At 57.0% G+C, this 19292-nt stretch carries 17 protein-coding genes; 9 read left to right on the top strand and 8 right to left on the bottom strand.

The window, feature by feature from the left end:
* Positions 1–3 precede the first annotated feature (3 nt).
* Entirely contained in the window at positions 4–1752 is a 1749-nt protein-coding gene (locus XI08_RS15965; RefSeq protein ID WP_271575115.1) for an acyl CoA:acetate/3-ketoacid CoA transferase, read from the bottom strand.
* 162 nt (positions 1753–1914) lie between these two features.
* Between XI08_RS15965 and XI08_RS15970 the strand changes: the two genes are divergently transcribed.
* The 4 genes from XI08_RS15970 to XI08_RS15985 all read left to right on the top strand — a co-directional run bounded on the left by XI08_RS15970 (position 1915) and on the right by XI08_RS15985 (position 6790).
* Positions 1915–2967 (top strand): LacI family DNA-binding transcriptional regulator, encoded by a 1053-nt coding sequence (locus tag XI08_RS15970; protein ID WP_271575116.1) that lies wholly within the window; start codon positions 1915–1917, stop codon positions 2965–2967.
* A gap of 266 nt (positions 2968–3233) precedes the next feature.
* Complete coding sequence (locus XI08_RS15975; RefSeq protein ID WP_271575117.1) at positions 3234–4163, top strand: dihydrodipicolinate synthase family protein; 930 nt, start codon at positions 3234–3236, stop codon at positions 4161–4163.
* Between the two features lie 88 nt (positions 4164–4251).
* Positions 4252–5700: an aldehyde dehydrogenase family protein gene (locus tag XI08_RS15980; protein WP_271575118.1), complete on the top strand. Its 1449-nt coding sequence runs from the start codon at positions 4252–4254 to the stop codon at positions 5698–5700.
* 82 nt (positions 5701–5782) lie between these two features.
* Positions 5783–6790: a LacI family DNA-binding transcriptional regulator gene (locus XI08_RS15985; protein WP_161533342.1), complete on the top strand. Its 1008-nt coding sequence runs from the start codon at positions 5783–5785 to the stop codon at positions 6788–6790.
* 336 nt (positions 6791–7126) lie between these two features.
* Here XI08_RS15985 and XI08_RS15990 read toward each other — a convergent pair whose 3' ends face one another.
* The 5 genes from XI08_RS15990 to XI08_RS16010 form a co-directional block, all read right to left on the bottom strand.
* The gene (locus tag XI08_RS15990; protein WP_161533341.1) at positions 7127–7774 is read right to left on the bottom strand and encodes a hypothetical protein; all 648 of its coding nucleotides are present in this window, start codon (positions 7772–7774) and stop codon (positions 7127–7129) included.
* Positions 7771–8388 (bottom strand): c-type cytochrome, encoded by a 618-nt coding sequence (locus XI08_RS15995; protein WP_271575119.1) that lies wholly within the window; start codon positions 8386–8388, stop codon positions 7771–7773. The genes XI08_RS15990 and XI08_RS15995 overlap by 4 nt, the downstream gene beginning before the upstream one ends.
* Positions 8389–8457: 69 nt before the next feature.
* A complete protein-coding gene (locus XI08_RS16000; RefSeq protein WP_271575120.1) occupies positions 8458–10245 on the bottom strand; it encodes a PQQ-dependent dehydrogenase, methanol/ethanol family in 1788 nt (595 codons plus the stop codon).
* An 86-nt stretch (positions 10246–10331) separates the two neighbouring features.
* Positions 10332–12653: a xanthine dehydrogenase family protein molybdopterin-binding subunit gene (locus XI08_RS16005; protein WP_271575121.1), complete on the bottom strand. Its 2322-nt coding sequence runs from the start codon at positions 12651–12653 to the stop codon at positions 10332–10334.
* 2 nt (positions 12654–12655) lie between these two features.
* Positions 12656–13108 (bottom strand): (2Fe-2S)-binding protein, encoded by a 453-nt coding sequence (locus tag XI08_RS16010; RefSeq protein ID WP_271575122.1) that lies wholly within the window; start codon positions 13106–13108, stop codon positions 12656–12658.
* Between the two features lie 984 nt (positions 13109–14092).
* On the opposite strand from XI08_RS16010, the gene XI08_RS16015 reads away from it, so the two are divergent.
* Both XI08_RS16015 and XI08_RS16020 read left to right on the top strand, forming a co-directional pair.
* On the top strand, positions 14093–14377 hold the full coding sequence (locus XI08_RS16015) for an IS4/Tn5 family transposase DNA-binding protein (RefSeq protein ID WP_271575123.1): 285 nt from the start codon (positions 14093–14095) through the stop codon (positions 14375–14377).
* 150 nt (positions 14378–14527) lie between these two features.
* Positions 14528–14914 (top strand): hypothetical protein, encoded by a 387-nt coding sequence (locus XI08_RS16020; RefSeq protein ID WP_271575124.1) that lies wholly within the window; start codon positions 14528–14530, stop codon positions 14912–14914.
* 406 nt (positions 14915–15320) lie between these two features.
* Here XI08_RS16020 and XI08_RS16025 read toward each other — a convergent pair whose 3' ends face one another.
* Positions 15321–16046 carry an FkbM family methyltransferase gene (locus XI08_RS16025; protein WP_271575125.1) on the bottom strand — a complete coding sequence of 242 codons (726 nt, stop codon included), beginning with the start codon at positions 16044–16046 and terminating at the stop codon, positions 15321–15323.
* A gap of 910 nt (positions 16047–16956) precedes the next feature.
* On the opposite strand from XI08_RS16025, the gene XI08_RS16030 reads away from it, so the two are divergent.
* The 3 genes from XI08_RS16030 to XI08_RS16040 all read left to right on the top strand — a co-directional run bounded on the left by XI08_RS16030 (position 16957) and on the right by XI08_RS16040 (position 18391).
* Positions 16957–17295 carry a hypothetical protein gene (locus tag XI08_RS16030; protein WP_271575126.1) on the top strand — a complete coding sequence of 113 codons (339 nt, stop codon included), beginning with the start codon at positions 16957–16959 and terminating at the stop codon, positions 17293–17295.
* A 221-nt stretch (positions 17296–17516) separates the two neighbouring features.
* Entirely contained in the window at positions 17517–17867 is a 351-nt protein-coding gene (locus XI08_RS46320; RefSeq protein ID WP_442869828.1) for a transposase, read from the top strand.
* A gap of 110 nt (positions 17868–17977) precedes the next feature.
* Entirely contained in the window at positions 17978–18391 is a 414-nt protein-coding gene (locus tag XI08_RS16040) for a transposase (protein WP_271575128.1), read from the top strand.
* 5 nt (positions 18392–18396) lie between these two features.
* On the opposite strand, the gene XI08_RS16045 is transcribed toward XI08_RS16040, so the two are convergent.
* Positions 18397–19292 (bottom strand): NAD(P)-dependent oxidoreductase (locus XI08_RS16045; RefSeq protein WP_271575127.1); only part of this gene is annotated, 896 nt, incomplete at its 5' end.

A 19292-nucleotide genomic window follows, 5' to 3' on the forward strand; every position in this document is an offset into this window, starting at 1 on the left:
TCCTTACGCCCGTCCCGGGTTGTCATGAAACTGCACAGCCAACTTCATTGGCTCATTCGTAAATATCCTCGTGTCCATCAACTTCAGGTCGGGCGAGACGAGCACGTCGAATTCAATGTTCGGCAGCACCTGCTTTTCGACGGAGATGCCAGGCGCTACTTCGGTCAGCATGACGCCGTTCGGCGTGAGCTTGAACACGGCACGCTCGGTGATGAAAACGACTTCTTGCTGGCGCTCCGTTGCAAAAGCGCCACTGAAGGTGATTTGGTAGACGTCCTTCACCCACTTCTTGACCGTCCCCTCGGTTGCGATGACGAGAGTCCCGTTGTCCGGTATCGCATTCAATCCCGATGCAGTGAGGGTGCCGGAGAAAACGACTTTTCGAGCGCCCTGGCTGATGTTGATGAAACCGCCTGGCCCTATGATCTTGTCGCCGAAGCGGCTCACGTTGACGTTGCCGTGTCGATCGACTTCAGCAGAAGACAAGAATGCGACGTCCAACCCGCCACCGTCGTAAAAGTCGAACTGATCCGGCTGCGGCGCAATCATGTCGTAGTTCGTTCCGGCGCCGGCGTCCTGTCCGGGGGCAGGAATGCCGCCGATGACCCCCTGCTCAGCTGTCAATGTGACTGACCGGTATATCCCCTCTTCTGCGGCCACAACGGCAATTCCGTTCGAGATTCCATAGCCGATGTTAACGGTAGCTCCCGGGGTCAACTCGAGGGCCGCGCGGCGCGCGATCACCTTTCTCACATCGAACGGCAGCGACGCGATCTTCCCATCCGGCACGCGCATTTTTCCGGCATATGCTGGGCTATACTCCGTCGCATAGGTCTGTCGCTGACTGGGATCGACGACGAGGTAATCGACCAAAACCCCGGGTATTCTCACTTCTCGTTGGTTTAGCGTATTGGATGCAGCGACTCGCTTGACCTGCACAATGACTATTCCGCCAGATCGGCGAGTGGCAGCCGCAATCGACATACTTTCGCCGACATATGCCTCGTCTTCGAGCGAGATGTTTCCTTTCTCGTCCGCAATACTGCCTCGCAGAATCGCGACCTGGATCGGGAAGGTCTTGTAGAGCAGGTGCTCGTCCCCTTCGATATCGACAACAGCAACCATATCCTCTTTGCTGCACTCACTCTGCTTGCAGCCGCCGATACGGGGGTCGGCGAAAGTTCTGAGGCCCACTTTCGTGATCACGCCGGGGCGACCTGCCGCGTTTTCGCGAGTGAGCTGCGCCAAGACTCCCTGAGGGAGGGTGTAGGCTTCGATTTCATTGGCCAGCGCACGCCGCCCAAGCGCAGGACAATTGTTTAAGCCGCTGGCGACGACTCGACGCACCAGGCCTGGGGCTGCCAACTTGTTGAATCCTGTCGTGGCCCAATCGCCGATGGCCACAGTCCCCACCAGCATTAAGTTCTTGGGGGACCCCTGCTCGGAATGAAGGTCGCGAAGCGCGTCAATGATTAGCTCAGGGATCGCAACTCCGGCCGAGCCGCCGAAATAGACGCAATCGCCATCGGAGATCAGCGCTACGGCTTGCCGAGCCGTAATGATTGGCACTTCGCCCGTTCGCTTATTCTTTTTCGCTTGCATGCTCTCTCCACTGGCCGAATGCCGGTTCGATACTTTTGACCACCACCGACCCGCCTTGCGGCCCGGCGCCGGCACCGTGCGCAGCTTCGGCAGATGCTGGCGTGGGCTCCGGTGATGTAAAGGTTTACATTTCTCGACCCATTCACGCAAGAGAAAAGATCCTAATGGGCAAAAAATACTCACAAAACTCATTTGGTGCCGACTTTTTGGCCCGATTGAGCAATTGCGCCGGCACGCGCGATATGATAACGATTTCATACCACTTGTCTGAGCACGGCCTTCCAGGCTGGCTCGCGGGAAAGAAGCAGGCTCATGGCGTTAGAAAAAACGGCCCGGATTGACCAAGGCAGGCAATCACCCACAGTCGTGGAGATAGCGAAACGGGCCGGATGTTCTATCGCCACAGTTTCGCGTGTGTTGAACCGGCCCGAAACCGTCGCGATCGACTTGAGAGAGCGCATTCTCCGGATCGTTGATGAACTCGGCTACGTTCCCAACGGATCTGCACGCGCGCTGCGATCTTCGCGTTCTCGACTGATTGGCTTGATAGTTCCGACACTGGACGCCGCGATCTTCACTCGAATGCTTGAAGGTCTGGAGAGTCGGCTAGCACCGGCCGGCGCTTCGCTGGTCTACTCCGCAACGGGTTACGATCTGGACCGAGAAACACGGGTCGTGCGCAACCTCATCGAAAAGGGCGTTGACGGTATTGTCCTCGTGGGTTCTTGCCATAGGAAGGAAACACTCAAACTGCTGCGTGAGCACAGGGTGAGATATGCTGTAACCTACGCCCTGTCTGACGACGTTTCGATCCCCAGTATGGGTTTTGACAACCGCAGCGGCGGGGCTTTGGCAGCAAATTACCTTGCAGACCTCGGCCATAGGCACCTTGCAGTTATCGCTGGGGTAACGCGCGATAACGACCGTGCATCCGGCCGCCTCGAGGGCTTCCTTGCCATGGCTGAGCGTCGCGGAATCAGCCGCTCCAGTATTGTGGTTGTGGAATCGCCCTACGAGTTCAGCCGGGGCCGAGCAGCTGCCAAAATCATTCTGAACCAAAATAGAAATGTCACAGCGATATTCTGCGGGAGCGACGTGCTTGCTGTCGGAGCCATGCGCGCATGCAAGGATGCGGGATTAAGCGTGCCTCAAGACATATCGATGATCGGCTTCGATAATCTCGACATCGCCGAGTATCTCACTCCAGGTCTGACGACAGTTGATGTCCCAGCCCGCCTGATGGGCGAACAGGCTGCCAACTATTTTCTGGCGGATCAAAATTCCCTGGACATACATGCAAGGGTAGAGCTCGAAACGCGCTTGATCGTTCGAGACTCAACTGCACCCGCGAAGGATCGCCAATAACACGCAGCCCGCTCGCATTGTCTTGCCAGGCTCAACTCTCCTCCCCGGCCGCAACGCGAGTGTCAGCCAACCTCACAGGTCGAACCACAGCCGTTAGCAGCGCTTCGCGAGCTAACGATCCATGTTCGCGGCAGGGTGCTTGGCGGCGAAGGCCAGGGTCAATTCTCGGACATTGTTCGAGGCGAACGACATTCGCGATCCCGATCGATCCATCACACCAGTCGCACTTCCTACGCTCCTCATCCCTCGAACAGAGATCCTAGCTCATGCAAGTCCAGAAACGTCGGCTCTATGGTGGTCTGTTTCCTGTCGCGCCAACGCCATTCACGGACTCTGGAGATCTCGATCTCGAGGGGCAACGGCGTGTTTTGGATTGCATGATCGATCAGAAGGTCGACGGAATTTGTATACTTGCCAACTATTCCGAGCAGTTCCTGTTATCAGACGAGGAGCGCAGATTGCTGGTTGACCTCTGCCTGTCACATGTGGCCGACCGCAGGCCGGTCATGGTGACTTGCAGCCATTTCAGCACTCGGATTGCGGTCGAACGCGCACGCTATGCGGCCGAACGAGGCGCAAGCCTTCTGATGCTGATGCCGCCTTATCACGGTGCGGGTCTCACAGCGAACGATGACCATATGATCGAGCATTTCGCTCGTGTCGCCGATGCGGCGGGAATTCCGGTCATGGTTCAGGACGCGCCGCTCAGCGGCGTAACGCTCTCGGTACCCTTTCTCGTTCGGCTCGCACAGAAAGTGCCGCTTGTTAATTATTTCAAGATCGAAGTGCCATTTGCCGCAGCGAAGCTGCGCAATCTGATCGAGGCGGGCAATGCTGCCATAGCGGGTCCGTTTGATGGAGAGGAAGCCATCACCATGATGGCAGATCTGCAAGCTGGAGCAACCGGGACGATGTCGAGCGCGCTATGTCCGGATTTGTTGCGGCCCGTTTTCGATCATCATATGGCGGGTCGCAGCGCGGAAGCGGCCGCAGCCTATGCGAAGGTGCTGCCCTTGATCAATTATGAGAACCGTCAATGTGGCCTGCGCGCAGCCAAGACCGTGATGAGGGAGGGCAACGTCATCAGATCTGACGCTGTACGGCATCCGCTGGAGCACATTCATCCCCAGACGAAAGCCGGGCTGATTGAGCTGGCGCGCGGGGTCAACCCGTTGGCGCTCCGCTGGGGCCACTGAATGGTTCTGCGTGAGTTAGTCGGCGAGCTGACGTGCGAGGCCGAGAGCTCATGCGCCAAAAAAATTTAGTCAAGTTCAGAGCTTATCGATGACAAACAACTATATTGCTGGCGAATGGCTTCCGGCTGCGGAGGCCTGCCCAAATATCAATCCGTCCAATACCAACGATGTCGTAGGAGAGTATGCCCACGCTTCAGTTGCAGAGACTGAGCGCGCGATTGCTGCGGCCCACCACGCATTTCCGGGCTGGTCGCGTTCCGGCATCCAGACGCGGCATGACATTCTGAAGGCGATTGGCGACGAGATCCACGCCCGCAAGGGCGAGCTCGGCCGCCTGCTCTCCCGCGAGGAGGGCAAGACCTTGGCAGAAGGGATCGGCGAGGTCGCACGTGCCGGGCAAATCTTTCAATTCTTCGCTGGCGAGTGCCTCCGCATGACGGGCGAGACGCTGCCATCAGTACGACCGTCAGTCGGTGTGGAGATCACCCGCGAGCCGGTCGGCGTCATCGGGCTCATCACTCCCTGGAACTTCCCGATTGCAATTCCAGCCTGGAAGATCGCGCCAGCGCTTGCCTACGGCAACACCGTTGTGTTCAAGCCTGCCGAGCTTGTTCCGGGTTCGGCTCATGCACTCGCCGAGATCATCGTCCGCGCCGGAGTGCCGGCAGGTGTATTCAACCTCGTGATGGGCCGGGGCTCGGTGGTTGGTGAGGCGATGCTGAACAGCTCGAATGTTTCTGCCATTTCCTTTACAGGCTCAGTGGCGACGGGGCGCAAGATCGCCCAGGCCTGCATCACCGCTGAACCGCTGAAGAAGCTTCAACTCGAGATGGGGGGCAAGAACCCCATGGTCGTCCTTGATGATGCCGATCTTACCCTGGCAGTGGAATGCGCAGTGAACAGCGCCTTTTTCTCGACCGGCCAACGTTGCACGGCCTCGTCGAGGCTGATTGTGACGGCTGGCATTCACGATCGATTTGTAGCCGCCATGCAGGAGCGGATGCAGGGGCTTGTCATTGATGATGCGTTGAAAGCCGGGACGCATATCGGCCCGGTCGTGGACCAGAGCCAACTCGACCAGGACCTGAAGTATATCAGCATAGGCCAGGCAGAAGGCGCAAAGCTAGTTGCCGGCGGCGAGCTCCTGAAGCGGGAGGTGCCGGGATTCTATCTCGCGCCCGCACTGCTCACGCAAGTGAGCAATCAGATGCGTGTCGCGCGCGAGGAGATTTTCGGCCCAGTTGCTACCGTGATCCGGGCGAAGGACTACGACGAGGCGCTTGAACTGGCCAACGACACGCTGTTCGGCCTATCTTCGGGGATCTGCACCACCAGCCTAAAATACGCTAGCCACTTCAAACGCAATGCAGAGGCCGGCATGGTGATGGTGAATCTGCCGACGGCCGGCGTGGACTACCACGTTCCATTTGGAGGCCGCAAAGGCTCCAGCTATGGTTCGCGCGAGCAGGGCCGCTACGCGCAAGAGTTTTATACGACGGTGAAGACCTCCTACACTTTCGACGGCAACGTTCCTTGAATGCACAGGCTAAATCGAGGGAGTAAGTAGGCCGCAGACGCCCGTACCGTGTTGATCAAAGTCACGCCGAAGGAGCACACCTTTGAGTGGTCCGACCATCAGAGACATTGCGCGTGAGGCTAATGTCGGAACCGCTACCGTCGAGCGGGTTCTCAATGACCGTGGCGGCGTGAGGACCGAGCTTGCCGAAAGAGTCATCAGGGCCGCAAAGAAGCTAAAATATGGCGATCGGCGATTGAGGCCCCATAGCGGCATCATTCGGATTGAGGTGCTCCTCGTTCAACCCGAAGCCGAGTTTTTTTATGCCGACCTCAACGCTACTTTCCAGCGGATATCTGCCTCCCTAGATCCGGCCATTTTAGTGCACCGGACATTCGTTAGCGAGGACGACGTCACGGGCGTCGCCCGGCATATTGCGAAACCAACTGTTCGGCGAGCTGGTCTGATTGTTCTGGCTCCAGACCATCCTGAAATTACCGAGAGCATTCGCCAAGCCCGGATGTCGGGTGTGGAAGTCGTACAGTTGCTGACGGGAAGCGCCGACGAGGATGTGCCCTATATCGGCATTGACAACTACGCGGCGGGACGGACCGCCGCGTATTATATGTCAAGCATGCTCCGTGGAATTCGTGGCACTGTCCTCGCAATGTGCCACAGCGGGGCCTACAGGGCGCATCGGGAGCGCATACGGGGCTTCTCGGACTATCTGATGCAGCACACTGATGGCGATCGGAATTTCTATGTCGTCATTTTTGGCCATGACGACAATCTGCTTTCGGCAGAGAGGCTCTCTGAAGCGTTGCGCAACGGCGATCGCGTTATCGGACTGTATAGCGTGGGTGCCGGCAGGGAGGGGATTGCGGCGGCTTTGAACGCACATCCTGCCAAGGTCTTCTGGATCGGGCACGCGCTTACTCAGAACACGGCAAAGTGTCTTCGCTCGGGATTGATGGACATCTGCATCGACGGCGCGCCTGAAACGCAGGCACGCCGCTCGCTGGATACAGTGCTTCACCGTCTAGGGCTAATTAACGTCGACTTGAGCAGTGCCCCGGTGCAGTTTCTCACCATTACAGCGCAGAATCTCTAACAGATTCTGATAGATGCAACGCTACCATTCCTCGCAAACGGCCTGTGGTTGGTATCACCAGGCGAGGAGCAGGCTGACGCCTCGCCCACCATGGCCCTGGAGGTTAAAAAAGAAGCCGCTGCTGGACCTCTCCAACAGCGGCTTAAGTCCAGGGAGGTAAGCAGACGAGCCCGGTCTGCCAGCGGATCCGATGCGATCTGGAACGATAAGCGCCAGCGCGTCGGCCAGACGCGCGTCGCCGCTATCGACCGGCTCATTGGCCGTGCTGACGAATTAGACTACTAATCCCGCTCGACCCTTCACAACGACACGTCTTTGTCGGATGGGCAATACCGGTCAGCGGTCGGTCGTCTGTTCAATGATGAGGTGCGTCGCATTGACAAAGTCCGAAACGGGCTGGCCGGCGCGCCGGTAGAGTTCCCGGTCCAAAATCAAGTGACGGCGCTCTGAGCGCTTCTCGCACCGCTCCTTGATGAGTAGACCGCCCACCGGATTTTCATCCTCACGCGACTCCAGCTCTCGGCAGATCCAACCCGCCTCGCCGTACCGAGCTCTCACCGAAAGTGCCAAGAGATACGCCTTCTTATGCCAAAAGAGACGTGCGCTCGGATCCGTGTCGATCCGAATACCTCGCAACGCGCCGCTGCTGTCTACGAGACCCTTCAGCAACACAGGATGGCCGCCGAGCTTCGTACCTTCATACTTGTCGTTCACAGCCGCCAGCGGATTGACTTCGTCATTGAAACGAAAGGATATACCGTACAAGCCCATTTCATCCGCCGGGCATGCCGAAAAGTCGTTCCAAGAAGACAGCTTGACGCTCTCTTTCGCGGCGCAAGCGAGGTTGATGTACTCCTTGGGCGGAATATTAGCGACTGACATCCCAAGACTCAGGTTGCGTAAGTCGATCGCATCGCGCGCGCTCGCATTACCCCAAGCGAGAAGTAGTAGCGCCAGAGCCCAGGCCAATCGTCGATGTGTCATTGCTTCGCTTCCGTTCCCGTTGCTTGCGAGCCAGTCGAACCGTTCTTGTAGACTTCGCAGGCTCTCGAGCTGTCTCCGAAGAAGCCAATGCAGTCTTGATAGCTTATCGGTCCCTTCCCTTTGATGTGCTCCAGAACATAATCAACGACCTTCTCGATTTCTTTCGGCCGGAGAAATGTAGCTGCATCCGGAGGCAGGTCCTTGCTCAAATCCTGAGCCGTGATCCCCGAATAGCATGCGTAGTCCTTGTACGCGTCGCGATCAAAATGCGGCATTCCCGTTCCCGGCCGCCCGCAATGGACAACCTCGACAATTTGATCGCGACTGAGTTGCGTACCTCGTAACGAAAGCGCTGCGCCTCCATAGCCGCCGCCCCCATCGCCATGCCATTTGTGGCAGCCTACGCAATTTGCCTTTTCGTAGATGCGTTGCCCTTCATCCTGGGCGCGGTGCGCGCCGTTAATGACCTGCCCCGGTACGGGCGTGCCACCTTCGCCCCAAGCAGAGTCTCCTGTCACGAGAAGAGCCAAGCCACCACCCACGAGCAAGCCGATTATACCAACGCGTAGCGCGCGGTTTACCCATTGGGTCAGGCGCACGACCTTCAATTCCATTCTTTCCTCTTGGACCAATCTAGAAAAATGGGGCGAGCACAATCCCGCCCCACTTCGCCTCACAGCGGATCACAACCCAAAAACGTACAGCATGGAGCCCGGAGGGACCTTTTCCAGGCCTTTCGTGGAATCGAGGTTCCACTTGTCCCAGGCGCCGCCCAGTCCGACGAGGATCGCAATATATTGCTTTCCGTCGACGGAGAAGGTCATGGGAGGAGCGTTAACGCCGCCACCCGTATTGAATTCCCACACCTTGTTCAATGTCTTGGCATCGAGGGCGTAGAGTTCTCCGGATGGGTGGCCAGCGAACACCAATTCGGGCATTGCAAGCAACCCACCGAGCATCGGATACTTGGTCTCATACTTGCCCGTGACCTTGCCAGTGATAGTGTCAATGGCGGTTACACTTCCTGTTATCGGCATCTTCACGACTGGACCGCCCCCTGTGAAGAATTCACGAGCCTTCCAATCGCCAGGTTTGGTCTCCTTGTTATCCAACTCGTCACAGCTCTCGATGACTGGGATGTACCAGGTCCTCAAGTCGGGATTGTACGCAGTAGGCGGCCAGTTCTTGCCACCGTTATGTCCCGGACAAACGGTGACGTGCGTGTTCTTCCGATTCAGCGTCACCTGCGGATCATAGGTTTGCACCGACTTGCTTGGATCATACTCGATCGGTTTTCCGGTCTCGGGGTTGATGCCCTTGGTCCATGTCACCTTCTTCACGAACGGCGTTGCCCAAAGGAACGAGCCGTCGGTGCGATCGAGCGCGTAACCGAAGCCGTTGCGATCGGCTTCAAGTACCACCTTGCGTGCCTTTCCCTTGATCGGGAGGTCGACGAGAACTCTTTCCGCAACACTGTCATAATCAAATGGATCATTCGGTGTGTGCTGAAAATGCCATTTGATCTTTCCGGTGTCCGGATCGAGTGCAAGGGTACTATCAGTGTATAGGTTGTCGCCCTGACGGTATTCAGTATCAAAGTCAGGCCCAGGATTTCCGACCCCCCAGTAGAGCAAGTTGGCTTGGGGATCATACGATCCGGTCACCCAGGTGGATCCCCCACCGGTCTTCCACGACTCGTGATCATCCTTCCAAGTCTCGTTGCCTGGTTCCCCCTTGCCTGGAATCGTATAGGTTCGCCAAACTTCCTTTTGGGACTTTAGGTCAGTTGCAGCAATCCAGCCGCGGATGCCGTACTCGGCGCCCGCTACGCCCGTAATAGCCATGTTCTTGACGATCAACGGCGCGCCGGTGATCACTTCGCCCTTGTCGGGATCGGCTACCTTGCGCTCCCAAGCGACTTTGCCATCCTCCTTATTCGTCGCAACCAATCGTCCATCGAGGGTATGAGAAATTACAAAATTGCCCCATAGTGCAGCGCCTCGATTGTTAACCCCGCAACAAGCAATGGCGCCAGCCCAGTCGTGATCGGTCTTCGGATCCATTTTCCAGACGAGAGTTCCGTTCCCGCCGTGGAGATCGATTTTGTAGAGAGATCCCCACCCATCGGTGACATACATGAATCCATTCTCGACAATCGGAGTCCCCTCGAGACCGCCATGGCTCCAAATACCGCCACCTTCGATACCGCCCAGCGCCATTGTCCAGGCCACGTGCAGCCCCTTGACCGTGTTGCGATTGATCTGGTTGAGCGGCGAATAACGCTGTGCCGTGTGATCGCGGTGGTGATGCAGCCAGTTGCTCGTTTCCTGCGTTGCATTGAGGAGCCGCTTTTCCGTCGTTTCATCGGAAGCAGCCGCCGGACTCCCTAGGGCGCCTGCCACTAGGCCAATTCCCACGATCGTGCTGATGGTCTCCCAAGCTCCAAGTCTTGTCCTGCTTACCTTGGACATCCTTCACTCCTCCAGGGCTGATTGTTTTGTTGTTTCTGTTCGAGCTTAATCGCGGCTCAGCGCGATCGAGTTTGACGTCTGGTCGCCTAGACGCGGATCTGATCGCCCGCTGGAAGCGAACGAATACGTTTGCCTGTCGCGGCGAAGATCGCATTGCAGAGTGCCGGCAGAAAAGGCGGTACTCCTGGCTCTCCAACACCGCCCGCAGGAACGTCCGAACCATTCGGAACGATGTGAACGCGCACATTTATCGGCGCGTTGTCGATGCGGGCCACTGGGTAGGTATCAAAATTACCCTGCTCGGCTCTGCCGTTCTTGAACGAAATCTCCCCGATGAAATTGCTGAGCCCCATGACCGCCGCACCCTCTATCTGGGACCGAATCCGCTCAGGGTTGACGGCAAAGCCGCAGTCGATCGCGGTCTCCACGCGCGGGATGATCAGCTTTCCTTGGCTATCCACGCGCACTTCGACTACTGTCGCCACGTACGAGAGGAAGCTCCGGTGTGCTGCAATTCCGAGCCCGCTTCCGTTGGGAAGAGATCTTCCCCAGTTCGCACGCGAAGCCGCCAAATTGACCACGTTCGCAAGACGCCCGGTATCGACTGGGTAGGTTGAATATGGATCGCCGTAATTCCAAAGCGGATCCGTCAGCCCAAGTTTCTCAAGCTCAAGCTTTCGTGGCGGCCCGATGATTTCGAGCAGGAAGTCTTTGGGATCCTTCCCCACGGCTTGGGCTATCTCTCCTATAAAAGATTGTACAGCAAACGCATGAGGTATGTTGTTAACCGATCGGAACCACCCAATCCGCGTCAGCGCCGCCGCTTCACCCGTCTCGACGCGCACATTGGGAATGTCTAAGGCGACATCTGCAAGCCCCAAGCCAAGTTCAATAGCCTGCTCGCGTTTCGGATCGGGCTTAAAATTCGCAAACAGGGTCGGCGCGACAGAGCGATGCCGCCATGCAGTCACTTTTCCCGACGAGTCGATCCCCGCGTCCAACCGCGAATAGGTGACCGTATGATAGAAGCCATGATGGAGGTCATCCTCTCGCGTCCAGGCGAGCTTGACAGGCGCGCCATCAAGTGCCTTCGAGAGTAGTACGGCTTCCTGCGCGAAGTCCGATTGACACTTTCGTCCAAAGCCGCCGCCTAGAAGAGTAACGTTCACCTTGACCTTATCAATCGGCAACTCGAGTAGCTTGGCGAATGCTTCGCGCGCGCCGAACGGATATTGCAGCGGAGCCCAAACCTCGCATTCGCCATTGCGAATGGTCGCGGTCGCAACGAGCGGCTCCATCGATGCTTGAGCGAGGTGCGGAACATAATATTCGGCCGATACAACCTTAGACGCGCCAGCGAAGGCCTTGTCGAAATCTCCCTGCGTCCGCTCCACCCGACCCGGGTTGCTTGCGGCTTTCGCCATCTGCTGTCGATAAGCGACGGAATCGTAAGTACCGTTCTCTCCGTCCTCCCAGTCGACCTTCAGGGCTTCTCGGCCCTTTATGGCCGCCCAAGTATTCGTCGCCACCACTGCGATCCCTCCAAGCGGTGAGAATGCGGCAGGCGGCGCCCAACCAACTCTAAGTTCCATAACCTTTTCGACGCCAGGAACTTTGAGGGCGTCCGTAGCGTCGAAGGATTTTATCTTCCCGCCGACGACCGGAGGACGAGCGACCACCGCGTACCTCATGCCAGGCAATCGTACATCGTAGCCGTACTGCGCCTTGCCCACGGTGATATCGAACAAGTCGAAGATCGGGACGTTGCCGTGGCCCATATACCGAAAAGCATTGTCGGGCTTGAACTTCAGGGATTCTGGCTGCGGGGTGGGCAGATCCATCGCAGCCTTCGCGAGCTCACCGTAGGCCAGCCTGCGGCCGGTCGGCCGATGTACCACTTCGTGGTTCGCAGCTTGAACTTCTGACAAAGGAACCGCCCACTGTTTGGCCGCCGCTTGCTCCAGCATCTGGCGCATCGCCGCGCCAACTTGTCTCATCGGCTGTAAGAAGTGACGCATGCTGCGAGAGCCATCAGTGTCTTGATTGCCGTAGCGTGGCTCATCGGCGAGCGCCTGGACTATGCGAACCTTTGACCAATCGGCCTCCAGTTCGTCTGCCACCACCATCGGAAGAGAGGTGCGAATTCCCGTCCCCATCTCGGAACGATGGGCTATGATCGAAACAATGCCCGCAGAGTCAATCGATACGAACACATGCGGATCGTTGACGGTCCCATGTGGCATCTGCGCGCCACCAGTTTCGTACGCCACGGCACGGGCCAACCCGGAAATCTCGGCAGCCACAGCAAACGCCGCAACAACTGCCGTCGAGCGAAGGAATTTACGGCGGCTAACGTTTTCGAGTCTCACGCCGGGTTTGGACGAGCGTGAGAATGCCTGTGCGTTCATTGCTAGCTCCCCCTCGACGCCATGCGGACCGCAGATTGGATCCGTTGGTAACAGCCGCAGCGACAAATATTCCCCGCCATCGCATCTCTGATCTGCTGATCCGAGGGGCTGTTGATCTCGGCAAGGAGAGCCGCGGCCTGCATGATCTGTCCGGCTTGGCAATAGCCGCACTGCGGAACACGCTCCTCGCGCCATGCGCGCTGAACGGGATGATTGCCGTCTACGTCCAAACCTTCGATCGTGGTGACTGGTTTCGCAACGTCACCTATGGCCGTAATGCACGAGCGCACTGCATTGCCGCCAACATGCACGGTGCACGCTCCACATTGGGCAATTCCACACCCGTATTTGGTGCCCATCAGGCCGATCACATCACGAAGCACCCATAATAGTGGGGTATCCTGCGGCACATCGACAGTGTAGAATTTCTCATTTACGGTAACCTCAATAGTCATCTCCGACGTCCTCCAGATGTCCAGCGTCGCGGTTTTCAAGCCAAGTGATCAACTATTGCGGGCAGCAGAACATCCGGCAAAGCCCGCATTCCAGGACGCCCGGCCTTGCGGCCATCGGCAGTAATCCATCAAGTTTGTTAGGAGCGAGGCTGCGCCTTTGGGAGCCCCCGCACGGGAATGTCGCGCTGTTGTCTCCTCCCCTCTTATGTCGCCAATCGATGTACGATCGACGAAGAATTGGCTTATTAGCTTTAAATGTTACCGATGCTGGAGAGTCCCCCTTCTTGTTGATCAAAATCCATCAAATACCGAAGGCAGGCATTTGATCAGCTGATCATCGGACGCATTTGCGGGCGAACGTCGGCTGCAACCATCGAGCGAATTCCCAACAACCGCGGTGAGGTGAGGAGCAAGCGTTTAGAGGGGCGCAATGGCTCCAAAGAAATTAAAATTGGCGACCGGCACTCAGGCGTCGCAGCTAGCTTCGTTCGTATCCAGATTTACTCGTTCCAGCACACTTCCATTTTGCCAAGGTTGGTCCGCGCCGCCCCTTCAGGGGAAGTTGGCGCGCTTTCGTCTTTACGAAGAGTCGAAGCTCAGGACCGCCCAGCGTCTCAACCCACCGCCCGGCATTACCGTCAAGTGGCGGGCTGTCACGCCTCACCGACATCGCGCTATTCGCCAGAGGAGAATTTGTGGGTAATTGAAAGCTTCACCGGCTTTCAATTGCCCATAACTTTGACCACTCGCGCTGATCCGCTGATCGGCGAAATCTTGAATCGAAAGCATCACTTATGATTTCTTTCTGAGCCTGATTCGCGAGGGGGTGCTCTATGGGCTGACATTAAGGGATCGATCGGCAAAAGGTTGTTTACGGTCCTTGGACGGTGAATGTTGGATTGATCGAGAGAGTAGTGGATGCGAGTTTAGGGACGCGCGGCTCGGGGACAGATTCCGCACACTGCTCAGCAGATTGGAAGTGCCATGGGACAAAGCATTCCGCTCGTCTGCCAGGATTGGGCGAATACCAAGGCAGCCTACCGCTTCTTCTCTAATGTCGGGGTCAGCGAAGCGGACATTCTGGCCGGCCATTTCCAATCGACACGTGATCGTTCCGCCGCCACTGAAGGTCTCGTTGTTGTGCTGCACGATACAACCGAGTTCAGCTATCAAAGCGAGAAGTCAGAAGCGATCGGCATCACCAAGAGCGTCAACTGTGGACGGGATAAGGCGGGTCGCCTCACATCGCACACTGTTGCGGCATCCTGAGGCATTCGAGCCTTGCGGTTACAATCGAGGGGATGCCGCTGGGTTGGCGGCTGTTAAGTTCTCGACCCGGAAGAAATTCAAGGGGACGGCAGCGCTTAAAAAGAAGATTAATCCCAGCCGGATTTCCATCGAGAGAAAGGAAAGCGTCCGGTGGTTGGAAAGTCTGAAGCAGTCTACGAACTGTTGGATCATCCGGGACGATGCATCCATATTGGTGATCGCGAGAGTGACATTTACGAGCTTTTCTGCGCAGCACCGGAGATCGGAACTCATTTCCTGATCAGGACCTGCGTCGAAAGCTTGGCTGGGATGGGGATCACACGATTGCCGACGAAATGGACGAGGAGGGCTCCACCGCATCGAAGCAGAGACAGCAACGGCGATCCCGACCAGGACGTTCTTGACATCACGTATCGCAAGATTCGCATCCTGCCACCGATGGGAAAGCAGAAGCGCTATATTGCGAAGCTGGAATGGTATGGTTTGAGTGAAGATCGAGGTATTCCACAAGATCCTCAAATCGGGCTGCAAAGCTGAGGAGTCGAAGCTCAGGACCGCCCAGCGTCTGACCAATCTGATCTCGCTCTTTTGCATCCTGAGTTGACGGGTCTTCTGGATGACGATGCTCAACCGTTCCGCCCCAGACGCGCCGCCAACCCTCGCGTTGACCGCGACTGAAATCGACCTGCTCGATCGCCTCGTCGACGACAGGCCCCATCGCCGCCGCCAAGCTCGATGATATGGATCCGGCAGGCTTGGTTTGCTTACAGGATCACCCTGCCAAGCGCCTTGACGAACTACTGCCCTGGACGCGTCAGTCCAAAAGCGTCTCCCACGCTGCTTAGGCGCGGCTAAAGTGGCCTAGCCCGCAGGGACCGTTGCGGGATGCGTACCTCCAATGCCAGGGTTCGGTTTGATGACAGGAGTTGATTTGCTGATTGCATTAGGTTAATCGCTCGAAGATGACGTTTATGTCTGTGATTGCAGCAAGACGGTACGCTCTGCTCTCCATCAGATTTATGATCCGAGCCCTGTTGCCCTCGTGAAAATGCTCACTTGGCTCGCACTGGATCACAGCAGGTTTGATGTGCTCGTAGTCAATTGCCTTAACAAGATCATAATCTAGTCCTTCACAATCGATCGACAAGAAATCGATTTTGTCTGCATAAGGCATCAATAGCTCGTTTATACCGACAGCGCTCACCTCGATATGCTCTCGGATACCGCCTACGCCGTCGAAGTCTCCGAAGCTTTTAATATGTGCTTCATCCAATGAAGACAACTCATGGGCATTTCCGATGAAGAGCGTCGCACGCGCTTGCGGAGCAGGCAAGACAACGGACGCCACAAGAATGTCTCTAGGACGGACTGCCTGGATGAGTGCTCCCAGTTCAGGATTAGGTTCGACTAAAACACCTTGCGCTCCCTTTTGATACATAAGGTAGGTATTCGAGGTGGAGATGGGATGATTGGCGCCGATCTCGATATAGAACACACTCTCCCAAGATCTTTGGCTCTTGCAAAGTTTTGCGGCCACAATTCCTTCCAGAATAACGTCTTCTCCGGCTTGTGCGAAGCTAGCCGGGGCGAAGTGCTTGATCCGAGAGCTGGGAAGGTTCAGCCTCTCGACTTCTCGGTTTATGCACTCGTTTTCGAACTCGGAAAACATTCTTGGGCTCCAATGTAGGCTATTGCAAATGGCTGTCGCATGATGGTCTCCCGAGGACAACTGATGATGTTGACAGTTGACAACTCTTCACGGAGTTGCCTGTGGTTCGCGACAAACCTCTTGCGCCTGAGTAGCAGTCCAAAAGGACCACGCTGAGGTTCGTCATTGACACTCCAGTTAGCTAGCTAGGCGCGTACTCATCAATTTCGGTCAGGTCCATTTTGGTCGCAAAACTGACATGGCTGCTGCGCGATACCGAAATGACGCGATGGGTCAACAACGCAAGTTTTGCGGGAAGCATGGCTCTCCATCGAGCTTAGCCAACCTGCAACTCTTCCGAAGCTGAAGGGCCTCGTGGTATCAGAGTTGCCCGGCTTCGCAACGAAGGCGTCACTGCGTGTGCCGGCCTATATGTCTGCGCGTCAAAGAAGGGCAGCTGATGAGGTTTCTGGCTCTGTCCCTAGTCCTTTCTCGCGTCACAAGCTGTTGCGTGCGAAGAGGACACGGTCTTTAAGGTCGGTCCTACGACGCGTGATTTTAATCGCTGAGTCTTACGATTGGCGCGGCGCCAAGACACATGCTCTCCGCGCGACGATCTGGTATCCGGCCGAAGCGGACGCGCGCGAGGGACCGCAATGGATCGGGGCGCGCATCGTCTCGTTGTCCAGCGCCGGCAACGCAGCGCGCGATGCGGAGCCGGCACCGGGAACACGGCGTCCGCTCATCGTCCTGTCCCACGGTAACAGCGGCGCATCGTTCCAACTCGCTTGGCTCGGCACGGAACTCTCAGGGCGCGGTATATCGTCGTCGCACGTAATCATCCAGGCAACAACGCGCTCGATGATTACACGGTCGAGGCACTTCGTTGTGGTGGCTGCGAGCTGTGGATCTTAGCGCTATCATCGATGCAATGCTCGTCGATAAAATCTTTGGCAGCCTGAACGATCCCGCGCGCATCGGTGCCGCCGGTAATTCGCTCGGGAGCTACACCGTCCTCGCGGTCGCCGATGGGATCAGCGATCCGGAACTGCTGCAGGTGCTCTACCGCTCTCCTGCGTCCGACGTGTCGTGCAGACCGCCGCCGCCCGCTGCCGTCATGCGCTGCGAGACCGTAGCGCGTCTGAGCGCCGATCCCGATTTCCGCCAACGGTACAGCGAGGCCGGCAAGTCCTATCGTGACGAACGCATCCGCGCAGTCTTCGCCATGGCGCCCGGGGCCAGGGCCGGTCTTCGCACCGGACAGCCTTGAGAAAATCTCACCTCCCGTGACGAACGTAGCTGGAAGCGCGGACGACATCATCCCGACAGCCGCCGCTGCTTAAGCTTTAGCTAGGGTGATCCCACATGCGACCCTGAAGATATTTCCCAAGGCCGGCCACTTCATATTTCTGTGCACGTGCGTCCCGGCCGGACGCTTATTCGTTCGAGACACATGCCGCGACCCGGATGGCACCGACCGTGAGGCAGTTCATGCCGAGACCATCAAACTTGCGGTCGGGTTCTTCACCACAATCTACGCTGAACGAGCTCGTTGTAGGTGAGTTTCGACCGGCGAATCTACCTGCGCGTCCTGGAGGGGCGCATGTGATTCAAACTCCACACTGGGGGCTCAAATCTTGCGCTACGAACTCGCCAACGATAAATGCTCCATCATCAGCCGATGCTGCCCAACAAGCCGCGGGGCGTTCCTCAGGTAAACAACCGTCGTGTGTGCGATCAGGAGCACCCTGGCGTGATCTGCCTGAGCGATTTGGTCCATACACCACTTGCAACAACCGATTCCTCCGGTGGCGACGGGCCGTGTCTGGGGCCGTATCATAGACGCGCTTGCCGCTGCCATGATGCCGCCGTCCAGCTGGTCGACACCCCATTGTCCGCGTGCATCAGCATGGAGCTTGCATCACAAGGAAACGGCGCCAGTCGATGGGAAGGTGAGCAAGATTCGTGCGTTGGTCGATAGCAATGGCCTGCCGGTACGATTGGCGTTGAGCCTCGACGAGGCACACGACGTTCGACTTGCAGGAAAACTGCTGTCTCGTCTGAAATCCGGGTCAATGCTGCTTGCCGATCGTGGCTATGACGCCGACTGGATCAGAGAGCGCGCTACGAAGAAAGACCCCTGGGCCAACATCCCACGGACAGCAATCGGCGCGATACGATATGCTTCAGCCCGCATCTCTACCGCGCTCGCTCGGGTCGAGCAGTTCTTCCATAGGATCAAACAATGTCGTCGCTTCGCGACGCGCGACGACAGACTTGCCGCCAACTACCTTGCCTTTGTTCAACTCGCGTCAACAAGGCTATGGCTGCGCCTTAATGGGGTCCGTGTCCTAGCACTGCGCTGACTTTTTCACGAGGATGACAGATGAGGTAGGGTGAGCCCGCCTTCGCCCCCATCAACTGCGTGAGCAAGTTTGTGCGCAGCAGCAGCCAAGACCGGTACCGGAACTGAGCTCGCCGCTGCAAGGCGCACAGCGTACTCAATATCCTTAGCGGAATTCGCGATTGAGATAGCCAGAACATCTGGGCTCTCACCCACCAAAAATCCGACGAAAGCTTGGAATATTCCATTGTTGGTAGAGCCGCGACTAACCAAAGAGCGAAGAGTTACGAGATCCACGTCAACGCCGCGCGCAAGTTGGCAAACCTCCGCAGCTACCGCCGCTATACCCATGGTCATACCGTTGTAGACGAGCTTGAGCTTGTGACCTTGTCCGACATCCCCGACGTGAAGAACCGTCTCACAAAACTCAGCAAGAATACGTCTAACCAGCGGAAAAAGCTTTTCACTCGATCCAACGACGGCATTGAGAAGGCCTAGCTCTGCCTGTTCGGGGCTCCGCGTTACTGGAGCATCCACGAAGCTAAGACCGCGTTCTTGAGCCTGTTCAGCTAACGCCACTGTCGAAGCAGGATAGGACGTCGAACAGTCAATTATCAAACTTCCTCGCGGCATATGGACGAACAGGCCATTCTGACCAAGGCATACCGCCTCAACCTCGAGGCTGGAAGGCAAGGATAAAACGACCACACTTACATGCCGAGCCAGGTTAGAGATCGTAGGATGTTCATGGGCGCCTGCACCAGTCAAACGATCCGCCCCGAAGCGATTTTTGTTGGCCTTAATATGCAGCTCGGTTTGGTGACGTAACAGGCTGATGCCTATACCGGTTCCCATGCGTCCCGCTCCGATAAGGCCTATTCTCTGCTCCCCCCTTTTAGGAGCGAGGCTGCTTGATGTTTTCG

The organism is Bradyrhizobium sp. CCBAU 11361 (genome assembly GCF_028128935.1).
Classification (GTDB): domain Bacteria; phylum Pseudomonadota; class Alphaproteobacteria; order Rhizobiales; family Xanthobacteraceae; genus Bradyrhizobium; species Bradyrhizobium niftali.

Bases quoted from the DNA above. Each gene is read 5' to 3' on its own strand.
- XI08_RS15970 (WP_271575116.1), top strand. From the start codon at position 1,915: ATGGCGTTAGAAAAAACGGCCCGGATTGACCAAGGCAGGCAATCACCC.
- XI08_RS15975 (WP_271575117.1), top strand. From the start codon at position 3,234: ATGCAAGTCCAGAAACGTCGGCTCTATGGTGGTCTGTTTCCTGTCGCG.
- XI08_RS15980 (WP_271575118.1), top strand. From the start codon at position 4,252: ATGACAAACAACTATATTGCTGGCGAATGGCTTCCGGCTGCGGAGGCC.
- XI08_RS15990 (WP_161533341.1), bottom strand. From the start codon at position 7,774: ATGACACATCGACGATTGGCCTGGGCTCTGGCGCTACTACTTCTCGCT.
- XI08_RS15995 (WP_271575119.1), bottom strand. From the start codon at position 8,388: ATGGAATTGAAGGTCGTGCGCCTGACCCAATGGGTAAACCGCGCGCTA.
- XI08_RS16000 (WP_271575120.1), bottom strand. From the start codon at position 10,245: ATGTCCAAGGTAAGCAGGACAAGACTTGGAGCTTGGGAGACCATCAGC.
- XI08_RS16005 (WP_271575121.1), bottom strand. From the start codon at position 12,653: ATGAACGCACAGGCATTCTCACGCTCGTCCAAACCCGGCGTGAGACTC.
- XI08_RS16010 (WP_271575122.1), bottom strand. From the start codon at position 13,108: ATGACTATTGAGGTTACCGTAAATGAGAAATTCTACACTGTCGATGTG.
- XI08_RS16015 (WP_271575123.1), top strand. From the start codon at position 14,093: ATGGGACAAAGCATTCCGCTCGTCTGCCAGGATTGGGCGAATACCAAG.
- XI08_RS16025 (WP_271575125.1), bottom strand. From the start codon at position 16,046: ATGTTTTCCGAGTTCGAAAACGAGTGCATAAACCGAGAAGTCGAGAGG.
- XI08_RS16030 (WP_271575126.1), top strand. From the start codon at position 16,957: ATGCTCGTCGATAAAATCTTTGGCAGCCTGAACGATCCCGCGCGCATC.
- XI08_RS46320 (WP_442869828.1), top strand. From the start codon at position 17,517: ATGCCGAGACCATCAAACTTGCGGTCGGGTTCTTCACCACAATCTACG.